This window comes from Clostridium sp. TJA085 (genome assembly GCF_058310235.1).
Genome location: NZ_JBZEEZ010000002.1, coordinates 115,002 through 132,596 on the forward strand (window position 1 = coordinate 115,002; position 17,595 = coordinate 132,596).

At 25.1% G+C, this 17,595-nt stretch carries 19 protein-coding genes and 1 pseudogene; 6 read left to right on the forward strand and 14 right to left on the reverse strand.

Annotation, left to right across the window (positions count from 1 at the left end):
* Positions 1–30 precede the first annotated feature (30 nt).
* From AC4FQW_RS07820 to AC4FQW_RS07835, 4 genes are all read right to left on the reverse strand, one after another.
* The gene (locus tag AC4FQW_RS07820) at positions 31–1,329 is read right to left on the reverse strand and encodes a replicative DNA helicase (RefSeq protein ID WP_491148324.1); all 1,299 of its coding nucleotides are present in this window, start codon (positions 1,327–1,329) and stop codon (positions 31–33) included.
* A gap of 99 nt (positions 1,330–1,428) precedes the next feature.
* Positions 1,429–1,779, reverse strand: a complete 351-nt coding sequence (locus tag AC4FQW_RS07825; protein WP_491148699.1) for a conserved phage C-terminal domain-containing protein — start codon at positions 1,777–1,779, stop codon at positions 1,429–1,431.
* 73 nt (positions 1,780–1,852) lie between these two features.
* Positions 1,853–2,248: a hypothetical protein gene (locus AC4FQW_RS07830; protein ID WP_491148325.1), complete on the reverse strand. Its 396-nt coding sequence runs from the start codon at positions 2,246–2,248 to the stop codon at positions 1,853–1,855.
* A 268-nt stretch (positions 2,249–2,516) separates the two neighbouring features.
* Positions 2,517–2,876, reverse strand: a complete 360-nt coding sequence (locus tag AC4FQW_RS07835; RefSeq protein ID WP_303130665.1) for a hypothetical protein — start codon at positions 2,874–2,876, stop codon at positions 2,517–2,519.
* A 435-nt stretch (positions 2,877–3,311) separates the two neighbouring features.
* On the opposite strand from AC4FQW_RS07835, the gene AC4FQW_RS07840 reads away from it, so the two are divergent.
* Complete coding sequence (locus AC4FQW_RS07840; RefSeq protein ID WP_303130667.1) at positions 3,312–3,761, forward strand: hypothetical protein; 450 nt, start codon at positions 3,312–3,314, stop codon at positions 3,759–3,761.
* Between the two features lie 149 nt (positions 3,762–3,910).
* Here AC4FQW_RS07840 and AC4FQW_RS07845 read toward each other — a convergent pair whose 3' ends face one another.
* Positions 3,911–4,543 carry a hypothetical protein gene (locus AC4FQW_RS07845; RefSeq protein WP_491148328.1) on the reverse strand — a complete coding sequence of 211 codons (633 nt, stop codon included), beginning with the start codon at positions 4,541–4,543 and terminating at the stop codon, positions 3,911–3,913.
* A 257-nt stretch (positions 4,544–4,800) separates the two neighbouring features.
* Between AC4FQW_RS07845 and AC4FQW_RS07850 the strand changes: the two genes are divergently transcribed.
* Entirely contained in the window at positions 4,801–6,153 is a 1,353-nt protein-coding gene (locus tag AC4FQW_RS07850; RefSeq protein WP_491148330.1) for an MATE family efflux transporter, read from the forward strand.
* A 110-nt stretch (positions 6,154–6,263) separates the two neighbouring features.
* On the opposite strand, the gene AC4FQW_RS07855 is transcribed toward AC4FQW_RS07850, so the two are convergent.
* The 4 genes from AC4FQW_RS07855 to AC4FQW_RS07870 all read right to left on the reverse strand — a co-directional run bounded on the left by AC4FQW_RS07855 (position 6,264) and on the right by AC4FQW_RS07870 (position 8,571).
* Positions 6,264–6,533: a hypothetical protein gene (locus AC4FQW_RS07855; protein ID WP_491148332.1), complete on the reverse strand. Its 270-nt coding sequence runs from the start codon at positions 6,531–6,533 to the stop codon at positions 6,264–6,266.
* 87 nt (positions 6,534–6,620) lie between these two features.
* Positions 6,621–7,244: a flavodoxin family protein gene (locus AC4FQW_RS07860; protein WP_491148333.1), complete on the reverse strand. Its 624-nt coding sequence runs from the start codon at positions 7,242–7,244 to the stop codon at positions 6,621–6,623.
* Positions 7,245–7,767: 523 nt separating this feature from the next.
* Positions 7,768–8,088 (reverse strand): DUF3784 domain-containing protein, encoded by a 321-nt coding sequence (locus AC4FQW_RS07865; RefSeq protein ID WP_491148335.1) that lies wholly within the window; start codon positions 8,086–8,088, stop codon positions 7,768–7,770.
* 108 nt (positions 8,089–8,196) lie between these two features.
* Positions 8,197–8,571 carry a hypothetical protein gene (locus tag AC4FQW_RS07870; protein ID WP_491148337.1) on the reverse strand — a complete coding sequence of 125 codons (375 nt, stop codon included), beginning with the start codon at positions 8,569–8,571 and terminating at the stop codon, positions 8,197–8,199.
* A 481-nt stretch (positions 8,572–9,052) separates the two neighbouring features.
* On the opposite strand from AC4FQW_RS07870, the gene AC4FQW_RS07875 reads away from it, so the two are divergent.
* The 3 genes from AC4FQW_RS07875 to AC4FQW_RS07885 all read left to right on the forward strand — a co-directional run bounded on the left by AC4FQW_RS07875 (position 9,053) and on the right by AC4FQW_RS07885 (position 10,786).
* Positions 9,053–9,619 carry a GNAT family N-acetyltransferase gene (locus AC4FQW_RS07875; RefSeq protein ID WP_491148339.1) on the forward strand — a complete coding sequence of 189 codons (567 nt, stop codon included), beginning with the start codon at positions 9,053–9,055 and terminating at the stop codon, positions 9,617–9,619.
* A 34-nt stretch (positions 9,620–9,653) separates the two neighbouring features.
* Positions 9,654–10,163 (forward strand): ATP-binding protein, encoded by a 510-nt coding sequence (locus tag AC4FQW_RS07880; RefSeq protein WP_491148341.1) that lies wholly within the window; start codon positions 9,654–9,656, stop codon positions 10,161–10,163.
* Between the two features lie 158 nt (positions 10,164–10,321).
* Positions 10,322–10,786 (forward strand): DUF2798 domain-containing protein, encoded by a 465-nt coding sequence (locus AC4FQW_RS07885; protein WP_491148342.1) that lies wholly within the window; start codon positions 10,322–10,324, stop codon positions 10,784–10,786.
* A 374-nt stretch (positions 10,787–11,160) separates the two neighbouring features.
* Here the strand turns inward: AC4FQW_RS07885 and nagE are convergent.
* From nagE to AC4FQW_RS07900, 3 genes and pseudogenes are all read right to left on the reverse strand, one after another.
* Positions 11,161–12,576: pseudogene (nagE, locus tag AC4FQW_RS07890) on the reverse strand (N-acetylglucosamine-specific PTS transporter subunit IIBC).
* Between the two features lie 260 nt (positions 12,577–12,836).
* Positions 12,837–13,685: a glucose PTS transporter transcription antiterminator GlcT gene (gene glcT / locus AC4FQW_RS07895; RefSeq protein ID WP_303131116.1), complete on the reverse strand. Its 849-nt coding sequence runs from the start codon at positions 13,683–13,685 to the stop codon at positions 12,837–12,839.
* Between the two features lie 233 nt (positions 13,686–13,918).
* Positions 13,919–14,320 carry a hypothetical protein gene (locus tag AC4FQW_RS07900; protein ID WP_303131114.1) on the reverse strand — a complete coding sequence of 134 codons (402 nt, stop codon included), beginning with the start codon at positions 14,318–14,320 and terminating at the stop codon, positions 13,919–13,921.
* Positions 14,321–14,969: 649 nt separating this feature from the next.
* Here AC4FQW_RS07900 and AC4FQW_RS07905 point away from each other — a divergent pair.
* Positions 14,970–15,128 (forward strand): hypothetical protein, encoded by a 159-nt coding sequence (locus AC4FQW_RS07905; protein ID WP_303131113.1) that lies wholly within the window; start codon positions 14,970–14,972, stop codon positions 15,126–15,128.
* A gap of 284 nt (positions 15,129–15,412) precedes the next feature.
* On the opposite strand, the gene AC4FQW_RS07910 is transcribed toward AC4FQW_RS07905, so the two are convergent.
* Together AC4FQW_RS07910 and AC4FQW_RS07915 are read right to left on the reverse strand one after the other, a co-directional pair.
* Positions 15,413–16,081: an ABC transporter ATP-binding protein gene (locus AC4FQW_RS07910; protein WP_491148344.1), complete on the reverse strand. Its 669-nt coding sequence runs from the start codon at positions 16,079–16,081 to the stop codon at positions 15,413–15,415.
* Between the two features lie 23 nt (positions 16,082–16,104).
* Positions 16,105–17,565 (reverse strand): ABC transporter permease, encoded by a 1,461-nt coding sequence (locus tag AC4FQW_RS07915; protein WP_491148346.1) that lies wholly within the window; start codon positions 17,563–17,565, stop codon positions 16,105–16,107.
* Between the last annotated feature and the right edge of the window lie 30 nt (positions 17,566–17,595).

Sequence of the window (17,595 nt, forward strand, 5' to 3'; positions counted from 1 at the left end):
CTATAAATTAATATAATATTACTAAAATAATTATAAGTTCTCTATTCTTTGGAATTCATCTAAGTATTTAAACTCTAATGTTCCCGTTTTTCCATTTCTCTGCTTTGCAATAACCCAACATATTACATCTTTATTTTCACATTCATTATCATAATAAGCTTCTCTATATATAAACATAACTAAGTCAGCATCTTGCTCTATATTTCCACTTTCTCTTAAATCAGAAAGCATAGGAATTTTATCTCGCCTTTGTTCTACTGCTCTACTTAATTGACAAAGTAAAATTATACAAATATCTAATTCTTTTGCAAGTAACTTTAAACTTCTTGTTACTTCCCCTACTGCCTGTACTCTATTTTCACCTTTACTCATATCCATAAGTCCTAAGTGGTCTATTATTACTACATCAAGGCCTTTTGAAAGCTTTAACCCATTGCACTTTGATTTTATTTTTAAAATATCTTGGTAACTTGAGCAGTCAGTAAATATTCTCCCTCTTTTTGAAAATTCATTAAAAGTATTTATAAGTTTAGTAAATTCAATATCATTTAGCTTTGCACTTGATATTTTTGATGCTTTTATATTTGATCTTGCTGCAAATCTTCTTATACCAAGACTTTCTTCTGTCATCTCCATTTCAAAAAGCAATACATTTGAGCCATTATCTGCAAGTCCCTCTGCAATACTTAAAGCTGTTGCTGTTTTTCCCATTGAAGGTCTACCACCAATTACAACAAGTTCTCCTTTTTGAAGACCATTTGTTACACTATCAAATTTATAAAAACCTGTTTTCATGCCAAACATATTCCCTTTAGAATTATAAATTTTCTCAATTTTATCTAAAGTTTTACTAAACAAATCCTCATCACTTAAAATTTTTCTTTTACTAAATTCTTCATCTTCTAAAAGGTCATTTTGTATTTTACCTGCTATTTCAAAAGCTTTTATTTTTTCATTTTGTATATATTTAAGTCCTTTATTTAGAGCCATCATTATTTTTCTTCTGTAACTTTTTTCTTTTAAAATTTCTATATGCCCTTCTATATTAACAGGTAGTCCACTTGTTATAAGCTCACTAATATAACTTATTCCACCAACTTCTTTAAGCTTTTCTCTAGTTATTTCCTCAATTAAAGTTGTAACGGATATATCCTTCCCTTCATAATAAAGATTAAGTATACCCTTATATAACTTTTTATGTTTTTCCAAATAAAAATCTTCTATTTTAAGACTCATAACACAAGTTTCTATAAGCTTTGGTTTAACTAATATAGCTCCTAAAACTTCTATTTCAGCCTCAATACTTTTTATACTACAAAAATTATTCATACCCATAAACTCTCCCCATAAAATATAAAATTATTTAATAAAACTAATCTAAGCTTTTATAAAAATCAAATAGGCTTATATAAATATCTTTATAAAATTTTAATCCTCAAAAAAAGGTTTATAAACATCTTTAAGCTTTCTTTCCTTCTCCTTAAAATCTTTTTTCTTATACTTTTCGTTTAAGTATTCTTCAAATTTACTTTCTCTAAAAAGAGTTGATGGTCTTAAATAAATTTCATACTCAGTATCTTTCCAACATCTTTTTTTATTTAATATAACTTTCTTAAAATCCGAAATATCAAAACCTAAATCAATAAGTCTTTCAATAAGCTTTACTGTTTGCTTAGTATTGCTTTTATATTTTGTACCAAGTTCATTATTTAAAAAATCTATTACTTCTTCACAAACTTTTTTTGTATATATTTTTTTATTATCTTTTTCTTTGTTTATATAAACCTGATTATCTTTTGTTTCTACCTTTGAGTTTAAAGCATCAGATTTAAAACTCTTATCCCTTTCTTCTTTATAAAACGGTTATTTTAGGGCAAAATTTTTTAAATCTAAAATTAAACTCATTAATTTCTTCTTCCCTAGCTAACAATAATTTATAATTCTCTCCAAACCTATAAAAAGTAAATAATCCACCTTTTTTAACTAACCTATAATCAAGTATTTTAAGTTCAACTAAATTTTTAAGCCTTCTTCTTAATACTTCACAATTTTTTATTTCAAGTATTGGAAGCTCCTTAAGTAAATGTGATGATTTTATCCAATAAAATTTTTCTCCATCAATTTCCCTACTTACAACAAAACCTAATTTTATAAAATCATAAATGTACCTAATAATTTGTAAATCTTTAAGGTCTATCCCTAATTTTATAGCCTCCTCTTGTAAATATCCTAAAACTATTTTTCTCATAAAAACCAACTCCCCTATAAAACTTCATCTACTTTACATATATGCAGTTATATAAATTTTTGAGAAAAATTTTTTAATCTTTAAATACTTTAAAATAAAAAATTTATTTTAAATAGAAATCAACTAAAAACTTAATTATGTTAAAGAGTTTATAAGATAAAATATTAAACTTATTTATAAAGAAATTTTAACTAAAAATTCTAATAAGAAAATTTTATTTAAATAAATAAAGATGAGTTGTTTTTAATACAGCCCATCTTTTATATTTTTACTTATTATTTTTTATTTTTAAAGCATTCTCAACAATATTAATTGCTGTTTCATCAGAGATGCTCTTAACGTCATTGTAAGCTTTATCATTTATTTCATAAATTAAAGTTTTAAGAAAATCTATAACATTTTCCTTTGCTTTTAAAACATCATCATTAAGTAATTCTTCTTCTTTTTCCTTAAAAACATTTTTCAAATTTTCATCACATAAAACCTCATCAAGCTTTGATAAAATCTCCTCTATTGCAAGCTTTATAGAATTAGCTCCTGTTATATCAGATAGCTTGTTTATTTCCATCTGTAAAATATAAACTGCATTATCTTTATTAATATTTAACTCTACCTCTTTTGTTTTCATTTTTATACCACCTCTATAATTTAATTGAAAATTATTTACTATATTACCACATAAATAAATGATTTCTTTATTATGTTTAAATTTAAATATATTTGTTTAAAGTCTATTTCAAATCTTATTATTTGAGTCATAAATGAACAAATATTACCAATTTTAAACATTTACTTATAAACCTATTAAACTTGATTTACACATGAACTTTTTTGAGTTTTACTTGTTATAATAAACATGTAGTAAAAATAAGTTAAGTAGATTAATATTCTTTTAAATAAAAAAAATTTAATGCTTATCCTTAATATAATATTAATCTACTTAACCCCCCATCCCCCTTTTATAGCCATACAATATAATACTCTAAAGTTCCTTTAAGGAGCTTTAGAGTATTACATTATAAATTATATAAATATCTTTTAAAAAAATTGAGGTGAATTTAAAATGAGTAATGATGTTAAAGATATTAAAGAAAATGAAAAGGAAGAAATCAAAGAAACAAAAGAATTCTTTAAAGGAGTTAAAGAAGGCATCAAAACTGAAAAAGTAAATGATCTTGATGAACTTGGAAAGATGAAGCAAGAAATTAAAAAAACTAAAGATACTGATGAACCATCAAGTATTGCAAGAGCTGAAAAGAAATTAGACTTAGATACAATAAAAGATTTAAAACATGAAACTAAGTTAGAAGCTAAAGAAAAAATAAAATTCTTGAAAGATTGTGAAAAGATACTTATTAAAATAGAAAAAGAAGAAGGCAAATCAAGTGCCGAAATTATAAAGGAATTTAACAAAATGTTTGATGAAGGAATGAAGCAATTTGTTAAAGATAATGAATTAAGCAAAGCAGATGAAAAAAAATTAGTTGATGAATTTAAAAAAGACTTTAAATAGATATTAATCTATTTAAAATATAAACTTCCTAGTATAATTATTAGTTACCCGTAAATTGTAAGTTAAAAGGCTATGTAGGCTGTCTTATATAGACATTCTACCTAGCCTTTTAGTATTTTATTTATAAATTATAAGACCCCTTTTATCTACTATAATCTTTCAAAATCTACTATATGTACACCTCTTAATTCAACAATTTCACCATCATTTAATTCACATTCTAATTCTTTTAACCCATTACATCCGTTAGAATCTAATATTTCATTTACTTTTGCTTTACTTCTATCTTTATTCAAAATAATAAAATTACCTGATTCTTTTTCAGACTTAACTTTATATTTTCCAGGTACTATGTCAACCCCAACTTCCCAATCACCAGAAGTTAATTTACTATTGTCCTTTAATTTTTTTGCAGGTGTAAATTGAACTTGTTTTTTTCCAGAAATATTAATAACCTCTCCTTTTTTTAAATTACAAGTAATTGATTCAACTCCCTCTTTACCTTTTTCATCTAAAATAGTATAAACATTTTTATAAATATTTGATATATCCTCTACTTCAGGATTTAAAATAGTTAATTTATTAGTATCGCCTTTAGAAAAAATAGTATATCTACCTTCATTAATATCTTTTCCTACTTCCCATTCCCCTGATGATAATGTGGCTTCTTTAGCAGTTTTATTCTCTCTACTTCTTAAATTAAATTTAGAATTTTGGCATCCTAATAATAAAGTACTTGAAATAGCTGTACTTAGTAAAATTGTCAAAAACCTTTTTTTCATTATTATTCTCCCTTAATATATAATAGAACTTAATATTATCATATAATGTAAATAAAATGTAGTTTTCAATTGTTTATATATTAAATTCTTTATTAAGCCACTAATATATAGAAAAATATTTTTTAATATTTTTCTTTCTTGAAATTATAAATTATAAAAGCTATAATATAATAATTTGATAAATTGTATAAGATATAATCTAATAATTAATAGTTATAGCTTAATATTTAAATAAATTTATAGAGGGGGTATTAAATATGGGAAAAACGTTAAATCTTACTGAAGGGCCAATTATTAAAAAGCTTATTGCACTGTCCCTGCCTATAATGGGAACTTCGTTTATACAAATGGCTTATAATATGATTGATATGATATGGGTAGGACGAGTTGGTAGTTCAGCAGTTGCAGCTGTTGGTACTGCTGGATTTTTCACTTGGCTTGCAATGGCATTTGTTTTAGTTTCAAAAATGGGAGCTGAAGTTAAAGTTGCACAAAGCTTTGGTCGTCAAGATTATGAATGTGCTAAAAATTATATTAGAACTGCACTTCAAATAAATATAGGTTTATCTATTTTATATTCGTTAGTTTTAATTTTCTTTAAAGGGCCGTTAATTGGCTTCTTTCACTTAGGTGACCAAACAGTTATAAATATGGCAGAAACTTATTTAGTTGCTATTGTTTTTGGATTACCTTTTTATTTTATAAATCCAGTATTTACTTCAATTTTTAATGCTGTTGGCAATAGTAGAATGCCTTTTTTCGTAAATACATGTGGTCTTATTGTAAATATGATTTTAGATCCAATTTTTATACTTGGTATTGGAAATTTTAAAGGACTTGGAGTTTTAGGAGCTGCTATTGCAACTGTTATTGCTCAAGTAGTTGTATCATTATTATTTTTATACAACATAATTAAAAGCAATTATGATTTTTTAAAAGTTAATGTACTTAAAAACTTTAATTTTAAATATGCAAAAACAATATGCAAAGTTGGGACTCCAGTTGCAGTTCAAAGTGGATTATTTACTGTATTTGCAATGATACTTGGAAGAATTATTGCAGTTTGGGGCCCAATTCCTATTGCTGTTCAAAAGGTTGGTTCTCAAATAGAATCTATATCTTGGATGACTACTGAAGGACTTGCCGTTGCACTTGGAGCATTTGTTGGTCAAAACTTTGGTGCTAAAAAATTTGATAGAATTATTAAAGGTTATAAAGCAATTTTATTAATTGCCCTTGGTGTTGGTGTATTTGCTTCTATACTTCTTATATTCTTTGGTAATTATGTATTTTCAATATTTATTCCAGAGAAAGAAGCAATTATTCAAGGTACATCTTACCTTAAAATACTTGGTTATTCACAAATATTTATGTGTATAGAAATTACAACATCAGGAATATTTAATGGTGTTTCAAAAACTCATATTCCATCAATAATAAGTATTGTTTTAACTGGAGCTAGAGTTCCTTTAGCTTATATTTTATCAAGTCCTAATCTTTTAGGAATAAATGGTGTATGGTGGGCTGTAAGTTTAACTAGCATATTAAAAGGAATTATAATTATTGTTGTATTAATTAGATATTATAAAACTGATAAATTATTTAAATAAATTTAAAGGGAAGTAGCACTTATCTACTTCCCTTTTATATTATATAATATTAATATACAAGAATACTTTTTATAATAACTCATAACAGATTACTATTAGTTACTATAAATTTAAAACTTTTCACTAAAATTTATTACATAAAGTCCATAAATTAATCCTAAAGCAAGCATTAAAAAGAAACTAATATAAATTATAGTTTTCTTTTGTTTATTAATATTTATTCCATTTTCAATAATTTTTCTATTAATTACTCCTATAAGTATCAAAAATACAGTAAATATAAAATTTCTATCTTTAATTAAATAAATATAAGTTATTAAAGATACTATATTTATAATAATACATGATACAACTGGATTTTTATATAAAATTCCCTTCATATTATTCCCCCTACACCCTTTATATAAGTTTATTATATATAACAAAACTTATACATTTCAAGGATGTTAAGGAATAATTTGTATAAATTAATTTCTTATAAAGTTAGTCCATATTCTTTCTTCTAACTCTGGCTTATTAATATTATTTTCTCTTCCAAACTCTATACATTTTAATAACCAAGCCATATTTCTTCCTAATATTCTCATTGTTTGCATGCCTTCTAAGTCATTTTTAACATCTTCTACATTAGAACCGTGTACCATATTCCAATATTGAGAGCTTACAATTGGCATATTTGATATTGTAAAATACTTATTGATTTCATCTAAAGTTGATGTTGTTCCAGCACGTCTTGCACTACAAACAGCAGCCCCTGGTTTGAATGCTAAATGCTTTCCTCCACTAACAAATACTCTATTTAAGAAAGAGCTTAAAGCACCACTTGATGCAGCATAATAAACTGGTGAACCAAATACAAATCCATCTGCATCCTTTGCCTTTTCTACAAATTCATTTACTTTATCGCCTCTAAAACACTGACCTGTCTTTTTACATGCTCCACAACCAATACAGTCAGCCATAGGATTGTTTCCTAATTGAAATATTTCAGTTTCAACTCCATTTTCTTCTAAAGTCTTTGCAACTTCACTTAATGCTGTGTAAGTACATTTCTTTTCGTTTGGACTTCCATTAACTAATATTACTTTCATATTTTATGCCTCCCAAAATTAAATCCATTATAACTTATATGAATTAAGCTATTGTTTTAAAACTATACTTATATTAAATACATTCTAATAAAAAATATTTCTTTTATTAAATAAATTCCAATTACAAAATATTTCTTTTTATAAATTATGATTAGCTTTAAAACAAAAATAAACTTTTTAACTCTATTTACAAGTATAACCCTTCATTTAATTTAGTGGAAATATTTATAGCATAATTTAAATATTTTTTAAAATTTATTGTATTTTAAATTGATTTTTTATTTATCTTTAATTAATTTTAATATTCATTTTATTTAAATCTAAATTTTTTAAATAAAATAGGATAAGCATTACACTTATACTTACATTTTTATAAATTTATTATTTAAAGTTATAGCTTTCTCTTAATATTAATTCTAATAAACTTATTATTAAAATTTAAATAACTCATAAAAATAAACATTTACTTAAACCATAGTTTTTTATTATAAATTATAAATTATTAACTACATAAATAATTACCTTACTTACTGAATCTATTTCCAGTATTCATATATACAACTCCACCGATTACAACTAAGAAAAATAATATATTTTCAAAAATTAAAATAACATCAATATTATTAACCTCCAAAACTTGAGCAATTGGTAAAATACATTGAATAAAACCTAAAACAACAAGAAATTTAGCCATAAACTTACTTAATGCTTTTTCATCTATTTTCTCTTTTTCTTCTTTAGATGCAGTATTATATCCTGCTATTAAAAAGTTTGCCTTTCCAGTTCCAATTATTAACCCTAATATCCAAAGAACTGCTGGAGTTATAAAATAAACTAATTTCATAAAAATTCTCCTTTAGTTATAATATCAACTAATATTATACCATATTTTTCAATATACTATATTTTTCAAAGTTTAATATTATATATCTTTAGCTTATTTTTTAAACTTCTAAAGAATAAAATTAATTCCAAAACATATCGTTCCTGCAACAATAAAAGAAACCATACTTAAACTTAAACTAACAATTGACCTAATATTACTTTTAAACTTACTTTTCTCTATTTTAGATATAGAAAGATTTAAACTACCAATGTAATGAGCATTATTTTCTTCAAGTCCTTGCATATAAATTCCAATAGAATTTCCTCCAACATGAGAAAAAAGACCAAATAATATACATATAATTCCTTCAATAAATAAAATATCACTTAATTTCTCATTACTATTTTGAACTATAAATATTCCAAATTCATATAGTATAGTTCCCCATATAATTCCAAAAATAATACACAAAACAACTGATTTAATGCTCCTACTATCCACAATAAATCCCCCTAAAAATATTACACCATTATTATTTTATGTTTGTTTTATAATTATTACCATATTTTATGAAAATTATTTTATTAAATTGTAGTAAAAAATTTAATTAATAATAGAATAATAAAATTTTATCCTTTTATAAAATAATTTCTTTAAACCCCTATTTTTTCTAATATTTTGATATAATTTATATAGAATGCGTATAATATTAATACTTTTATTTTAATTTGTAATATATGTATTTCCTTACTAATGATTATTATAGGTTTAATACAAAAACATAACCTATATAAAAGTACAAATAAACTATTAAATTTAATCACTCCAATATCTATGCTATTTTCACGTTTATAAGATGATAAAAATACTACTCTACCTCAAAATTTAAATTCCTATAAAAAATATGGTCAAGGTCTATTAATGTTAATTTTCAGCATAATAATTTTAAATTATTTAAAGATAACTAAAAAAGGGGGCTATTATGAATCATTTAGGAACAAAATATATTGAAACAGAAAGATTAATTTTAAGACAATTCAAATTAGAAGATTCAGAAGCTATGTTTAGAAACTGGGCAAATAGTTCTAATGTAACTAAGTTTTTAACTTGGAAACCTCATGAAAATATAGAAGTTACAAAAGATATTTTAAATTCTTGGATTTCTCAGTATAAAAACAAAAACTATTATCAATGGGCAATTATTTTTAAAGAAACAGGGGATGAACCTATTGGAAGTATTAGTATTGTCGACCAAAATGAAAAATTAGGAATAGTTAATGTAGGTTATTGTATTGGAGAAAAATGGTGGCATAAAGGGATTACTTCTGAAGCATTAAACGCTTTAATTGACTATTTTATCACTGAAGTTAAAGCAAATCGTATTGAAGCAAGACATGACTCTAATAATCCAAACTCAGGTAAAGTAATGATAAAATGTAATATGAAATATGAGGGTACTATCAGACAAGCTGAAATAAATAATCAAGGAATATGTGATTACTCACTGTATTCAATTCTTTCAGATGAATACAAACAACTTTTTAAATAATCTAATATAAACTAATATTTTTAAGGAGAATTTTATGAGAAAGAAACTAATAATAATAAATGGTGTTATGGGGGTTGGTAAAACAACTATAAGCAAACTTCTTTATAAAGAACTTGAAAACTCTTTTTGGTTAGATGGTGATAATTGCTGGATGATGAATCCTTTTATATTAAATGAAGAAAATAAAAGTATGGTTTTAGATAATATAACTTATATATTAAATAATTTTATAAAAAACTCATCCGGTCAATATATTATATTCAATTGGGTTATTCATACAGATGAAATAATGGAAACTATTTTAAATAAACTAATACTTTGTAATGTAGACGTATATAAAATATCATTAATATGTAAAAAGGATGCATTAATTTCTAGAATAGAAAAAGATATAAAAAATGGCTTAAGGGATTCTAGTAACATCGAAAGAAGCCTAGAAAGATTATCTTTATATAATAAAATGAACACCATAAAAATAGATACAACATATAAAGATTTGCATACAATAGTTTCTGAAATAAAAAAATTAATATTTAAAAATTAACAAATTATTTAAATTTTTTGCTATTACATCAAAAAATTTTTTTGTGCTATACTTATGAAAGTCAATGCGTTGTACCAAAGTGTCATACCACTTGTCAAAGGATACACGCATTTTTTCTTTTAATCAAAAAAATTTTAAACAAAATAGGAGGACATTAAATGAAAAATTGTATGCCTAGAAATGCAAAAGAAGGCTTATTATATGGAGGAATTATATGTGCATTAACTTGCATATGTATGGCAACTATTAACATTTCAATTGCTATGGGTGGAATATCAAAATTATCACTTATTACAACTTTAAAAGCATTCCCACTGCTTTTTATAATTGCAATGTTAATTGAAACTTTTATTGTAAGTAAAATAGCTGATAAATTAGTAGAAATTTTCACTTCACCAACAGATAGTTTAAATGCCTATATCTTATTTAAAACATTTTTCACTGTTATCGGTATGTCAATAATTATGACCGCTATAGGTGGATTTTTTGCAAATGGTCTTGATATTATAGTCTTTAGAGAATTTCCACTTAACTGGCCACGTAATTTTTGCATAGTTATCTTTTTAGAATTACTTCTTGTACAACCCTTTGCAAGAAATATTATGAGATTATTACATAAATAATAAAAAAACATATAATTTAAGTACCATTTTTGTTAAAATCAAAAATAATTAAATATTAAAAAACACTCTATTTAAAAACAAATAGAGTGTTTACAGAGTTTTAATTTAAAAACTCAAAAACTAAAGAATATTATTATTAAACTTAAGAAATATTATTGGCGTTCTTTGGGTATTTAATAGTTTTTTATTTATATAATATGGTTAACATAAATAATTAAATTTAAGTATTTGTACAATGGTATTTACATTAATAAGTCCAAATGGTTGAGCGGAGTGAGTTTTAGACTTTAGTAAATACCATATAACAAAAACTATAAATTATTATTAAAATTATATAATTCTCAAAAGTTTAATATATAACTTCTATTAATTTACTACATAAGCTTTTTCATTTGAGATACTAATGGATCTGCAATTGTTCCAACTATTACTTGTACATTTTTAGAATCTAATTTCATTATTCCACTAGCACCTAATTTTTTAATTTCTCTTTCATTCATTTTTGATGAATCTTTAAGAACTAATCTTAATCTTGTTACACATGCATCTAAGTGTTCTATATTTTCTTTTCCACCTAAAGCATTAATCATAGCTTCTGCCTTAGCTTTTATTGGTGAAGAAGCTGATGCTGAGTAATCACCATCTGATACCTCTTCTAATAAATCTGCTCCAGTTTCTTCTCTTCCTGGAGTTGGTAAGTTAAATTTCTTAATTACAAAATAGAAAACTACAAAATAAATTGCTGCAAATATTAAACCTACAACTGCAATCATTATTGGTTTTGATGAAATACCAAAGCTTAAAAGATAATCTAAAAGACCTGCTGAGAATCCAAATCCCATCTTCATTCCAAATATATTTGCTACCGCCAGTGCTATTCCTGTCATAATTGCATGGAATACATAAAGTACTGGTGCTAAGAACATAAATGTAAATTCGATTGGTTCTGTAATACCTGTTAAGAATGCAGTTGCTGCTATACTTATAAGCATACCTGTTACAGCTTTTCTATTTTCTTTTTTAGCTGCTGCTATCATAGCTATACAAGCTGCTGGTAATGCAAACATCATTATAAAGTAGAATCCTGTAGTATATGCTCCTGCATTTGGATCTCCTGCAAAGAATCTATTAATATCTCAAGTCACAACTCCATCTGGACCTTGGAATATTCCAAATTGGAACCAGAATATAGTGTTAAGTACGTGATGTAAACCAAAAGGAATAAGTAATCTGTTTAATACTCCAAAAACAAATGCTCCAATTGCTCCAGCTTGAGCCATTGAATTACCAAATGCATTTAAGTTACCTTGAATCATTGGCCAAACGTATCCTGCAACAAATCCTAATGCTAAGCAAGTAAATGCTGTTGCTATTGGTACAAAACGCTTTCCTCCAAAGAATCCCAAGAATTGTGGAAGTTGAATATCTCTAAATCTGTTATAAAGTAATCCTGCAACTACTCCCACAATAACTCCAGCTAAAACTCCCATATTAATTTCTTTATCAAAGGAAGTTGCCACATTAGTAATAGTAAAATAACCAACTGCAGCTGCAAGTCCTGCAACACCATTATTTTCTTTAGCAAGTCCTATTGCAATACCAATTGCAAATAAAATTGCCATATTGTCAAAGATAGCAGCCCCTGCTTTATTCATCCAAACAATGTCTAAAACATCTGGAGCTCCAAGTCTTAGTAGAAGTGCTGCTGCTGGTAAGCAAGCAACTGGCGTCATAAGTGCTTTACCTAGCTTTTGTAATGGGCCAAGTATTTTTCCATTTCCTTTTGCCATTATAATTCCCCCCAACATAAATTTTTTATATTTAGATAGGCGATTAAAAGTAAGAATTATGATATTATAGCTATAAATTTATTTTTAAGCACAAAAAAAGCTGGAAAGAATATACCTATACCATTAGTATGGTATTCTCCCCAGCTAATGCCCAAATTTAAATTGGTAACACGCCGATCTAAACATTATTTGCTTTATCAATTTAATTTTATTTCATTTTGAAAATGTTGTCAACGATTTCAACATATTTTTTTAAATTTCTACAAAGATAATTTTAATCTTTCGATATGCATAGCTAAATAAGCAATTTCATCATCTTCAATCTTAGTATTTAACTCGTCTTCTAACAATTTACTTATATAACTTGCAATTTCATAAGACTTTTCATATTTTTCTTTAATAACACTTGTAAGTTCATTTTTTATAGTTTTCTTAGTTAATAATCTTTCTATTGCAAATCTTATATGAGTTAAAAACCTTGCATAATCTAATGATTTTTTATTAATTTTTATTTTTAATTTTTCTTCAACATTTTGAACTATTAAATTGCTTAAATAGCTATACTTTATAGTGTGAGAAAGCTTACTATTATTTATTGCTGAATGAATGTGTAAAGCTATAAATCCAATTTCCCCATTTGGTACTTTTACATTAAATTTTTCTCCAATTTTTTTAGAAGCTTCTGATGCTAAATTAAAAGCTTTTGGATATAAAGTTTCTATTTCAACTATAAAAGGATTTTGTATTTCTTCCCCATCTTTAAGCCTTTTTATTGCAAAATATAAGTGATCAATAAGTCCTATATGTATATTTTCACTTAATTCTTCTCCTAAACTTTCTGATATGCTATATATGATTTCTTCACAGAAAGCAAAAAATTCTGAATCAACTCTATCAACTATTTTATTTAAGTTTATTAAATTATTTTCATCTTCAATAGTAAATAATTTATCAACTTCTGTTCCTTTTAAAATTTTTTCTCCAAATCTTTTGCCAAATCCTATACCTTTTGAAAATAATATTTTTTCTTTTCCTTTTGACTTAACTAAAACTATACTATTATTAAAAACTTTAGTTACAACAACATCATTACTTAACTTTACTCCCATTTAACCCTCCCATAGATTTAAAATTTTACTTTTTACCCCATTTAAGTAATATCATAACATACTATGATATAATAAATATTAATTAATCTTCATTATAAAAGCAATATATTTTTATAATTTAATAAATTTTATTTATAAAAGTTATAAAAAAGAGAGATAAATTTTAATACTTTATCTCTCTTTAAACTATATTAATAAAAATATATTAAGTTTTTTCTTTAAATAAACTTTCATTATTTAGTATTTTTCTTTGAGAAAAATTTAAATAAAGTTGTTCCTGCTGCTACTGCTAAAGCTCCAACTGCAATTTTACCTTTGTGTTTTCCAAAAATATTTTGCTTAGGCTTTTCTTCAATTGTCATAGTAACTACTACTTCACTACTATCACCTTTGCTACTATAAATTTCTGATAATCTTTTTAACTTAAAATACTTTTCTTTTGAAAAATTCTTCATTATTTCTACTGAATATCTATCTATGTAATTTCCTAGGCTTTCATTATTTTTACGCACAATTTCTCTGCCATTGTCTATATCAAATATGTCTTCATTTAAAGCTTTTGCTTCTAATGCTTTAATTTCACTTTCATCCCCATTTAAGACAACTAAGTCTATTAATTTTTCTTTTATATCCATACAATTCAAACCTCCCTTTTAGTTTGTAATAACGCTTAAAAAATATATTAGCTTTCTCTTTAAAGCTATATATATTTTATAAATTACATTGATTTTATTATAACTAAACATTCTTTACAATATGTTAAATATTAAATTTATATTAATAAAATATAAGCTTTTAATTAATCACTTAAACCCTTTATAAATAAAGGGTTTAAATGTAATTTATCCTCTAATAAATAGTATGTCCTAAATCCTTTTATAATATTAAATAATCTTTAAATATATATGTTCTAAACACATTTATAATATTAATAATCTTTATTATAGTTTTGTGCATAAGTTTATTTATAATACTTATAAATAAGTTTAAATAGTTTTTATTATTTAAACAAAGTTATAAATAATTCTTTATAATTTATAATTAACAAAAGGTACTATTATCAAAATAACCTATCTAATTCTTTAAAATAAGCTATTATTAACTAGATTTAATAATAAAAATCATCACTGTGGTAAAAATATTATTAAACTATCAATTTATTTTATATTAATATTAAGAACTCAATTCATAAAAACTTTTCAAATTATTTCTTGATAATTATTATTACTTAATATATAATATAAACATAAAGTGATTGAGAGTTATAGATAGGAGATGTTAATTATGAGCGATAAAGAAAACTTAAACAAATATGAACAAATTTATGAAGAAGAAAAGAAAGTTAACCCACAAAATCCATGTGATCCATCACATCCAGATTATCCATGGGTACCATGTGGATTAGATAATAAAGACAAAAAAGAAAATAAAGAAAATAAGTAATTTAATTTAAATTAAGCTAGTTAACCAAAAAATATCCCATAATAGATAAAAGAGAGTGTTTTTTAAAACACCCTCTTTTATTTTTTAATATTTTATATGGCTTTTATATTCAATTTACCCATAAGCCTTAAATACATATATATTAAATTTTTAGGGGGGATTTAACATCATATTTATCTCTAGCTTATGGATATAAATTGTTAGTTAATTTATAATTTTTAGTTATTTATAAATTTTTAGTTATTTTTAATTTACTACACTTTAAATTATTACAGTTTAAATTATTAAAATTGTTCTATAAGCTTTTTATCTTTAAGCCTATATGTTTTATCTGAATTTCTTGCAATTTCATTGTTGTGAGTTACCATTATAAGGCACTTATTTTCATCTTTTACAATCTGCTTAAAAAGCATAATTATATCATCTGACGTTTTTTCATCTAAATTTCCTGTTGGTTCATCTGCTATTATAAGCTCTGATTCACAAGCAAGTGCTCTTGCAATTGCAACTCTTTGTTGCTGTCCTCCGCTTAATGTAAGAACCTTTTGATTACCTTGACTTTCAGTAAGTCCAACTTTTTTTAACATATTTAATGCAACTTCTTTTTTATTTTTTACTTTAACACCTTTTATTGACATTGCAGAAATAACATTTTGAAGTGCTGTCATATAATTTATAAGATTATACCCTTGAAATATTATTGATATGCACTTATTTCTATAACTTGAAAGACCAATTTTTTTAAGAGCTTCTCCCTTATATAAAACATCTCCACTCTTTGCTTTATCAAGTCCTGATATTATTGATAAAAATGTAGTCTTTCCACTTCCAGAAGGTCCAATTATAGTGTAAAACTTTCCTTTTTCAAAACTTACATTTAAATTATCTAATATATTATTATCACTATTATAATAATAAGATACGTCATTTAAACTTAATATGCACTCTGACATAAACTAACCCTCCTTTATAAGCTTTAATCATGCTTGCTTAAAATTTCTTTTGGCTGTAATCTCATAATAGCACCTGATGGAATTAATACAGAAGCAACAGATATTAATGCTGCTAATCCACACATTTTGCCATAATCTTCTCCAGATACTGATACATCTAAATTATCTATTGTTTCAACTTTTTCTTCTCTGCCTCTTCCGCCCTTATCCATACCGCCTGGGCCACCTTGTCTATCCATAGGACCACCTGGTCCAAAATTATTTACACTTTCCGTAACTTCTGTTTCTTTAGACATTAATACATTTCCAATTGATTTACTTACAGTATTTCCTAATACCGATGATACTGCTAATGCTAAAATTAAAATTATAATAGTTTCAGTTATAAACTGACTTATTACTCTAATCTTACTTTCTCCTAAAGATAATAATATTCCAATTTCATTTTTTCTCTCCCTTATTGAAAGCATTATAATAAGTCCTAATATAACAGCTCCTGCTATTGATACAACTATTACAGTCATTTTTGCAAATGATGCTACATTATCAATTGAGCTCATCATAGTTTCATAAGCTCTACTATTTGCATCAAGTGTATATGTGTCATAATCTATATCAATCTTTTTACCAGCTTCTATAAATGAATCAACATTTACTGGGTCATTTAAATAAAACTCTGCACTATCTAAAGTGTTTTTATAATCAGCTCCCTTTAAAGTATTTGCCACAGTATATGGAACATAAATTTTATTATATGGATTCATAGCTGAATTTCTTACTGCAAAATCTGTAACTTCTTCTCCACTTTTATAAATTCCAACTATTTTTAATGTTACTGTATCATCTTCATTAATTGATGATTTAACCTTTATTGAATCTCCAACCTTTAAACTATTTTGACTAGCTAAAGTTTCTTCAATTACACAAACCTTATCATTCTTTAAACTATCATCTATTGTTTTTCCGCTCTCTAATGTACTTTCTCCATCTGAAAATGTAGTTAATGAACTTAAATTTGAAACTCCATAAATAGTAATATCTGCATTACTTATAGGTCCTCTAAATCCACCTCCCATTTGCATATTCCCATTGTTTTTATTATCTTCTTCATCACTACTTGTAATTGGTTCAAACCCGTCTGCTATTCCTTCAGCCTTTGATATAAGATTATAAGATTTTATATTATCTAACTTTAAAATTTTATTTACATCATCAATTGAAACCTTTGGCATTTCCATCTTCTTTGGTTCACCCTTTTCTTCCATGCCTTGTTTCATATTTTCTCTAATCTTCTCCATATTGGCTGAAAAAGTAACTGTTGCTCCAAGCTTTTGTCGTGCCAAAACTCCAGCCTTTTCTGTTGCACTTCTTATAGAAAATCCAGCTAATACAAATACACAAATAGCTGTCATTACTAAAAACAATATAAAGGATTTTGAAAATCTTTCTTTTACACTTAAAAATCCTCTAAACAAAAAATTCATTTTATCCCTCCTCTTTTTAATATTCATCAC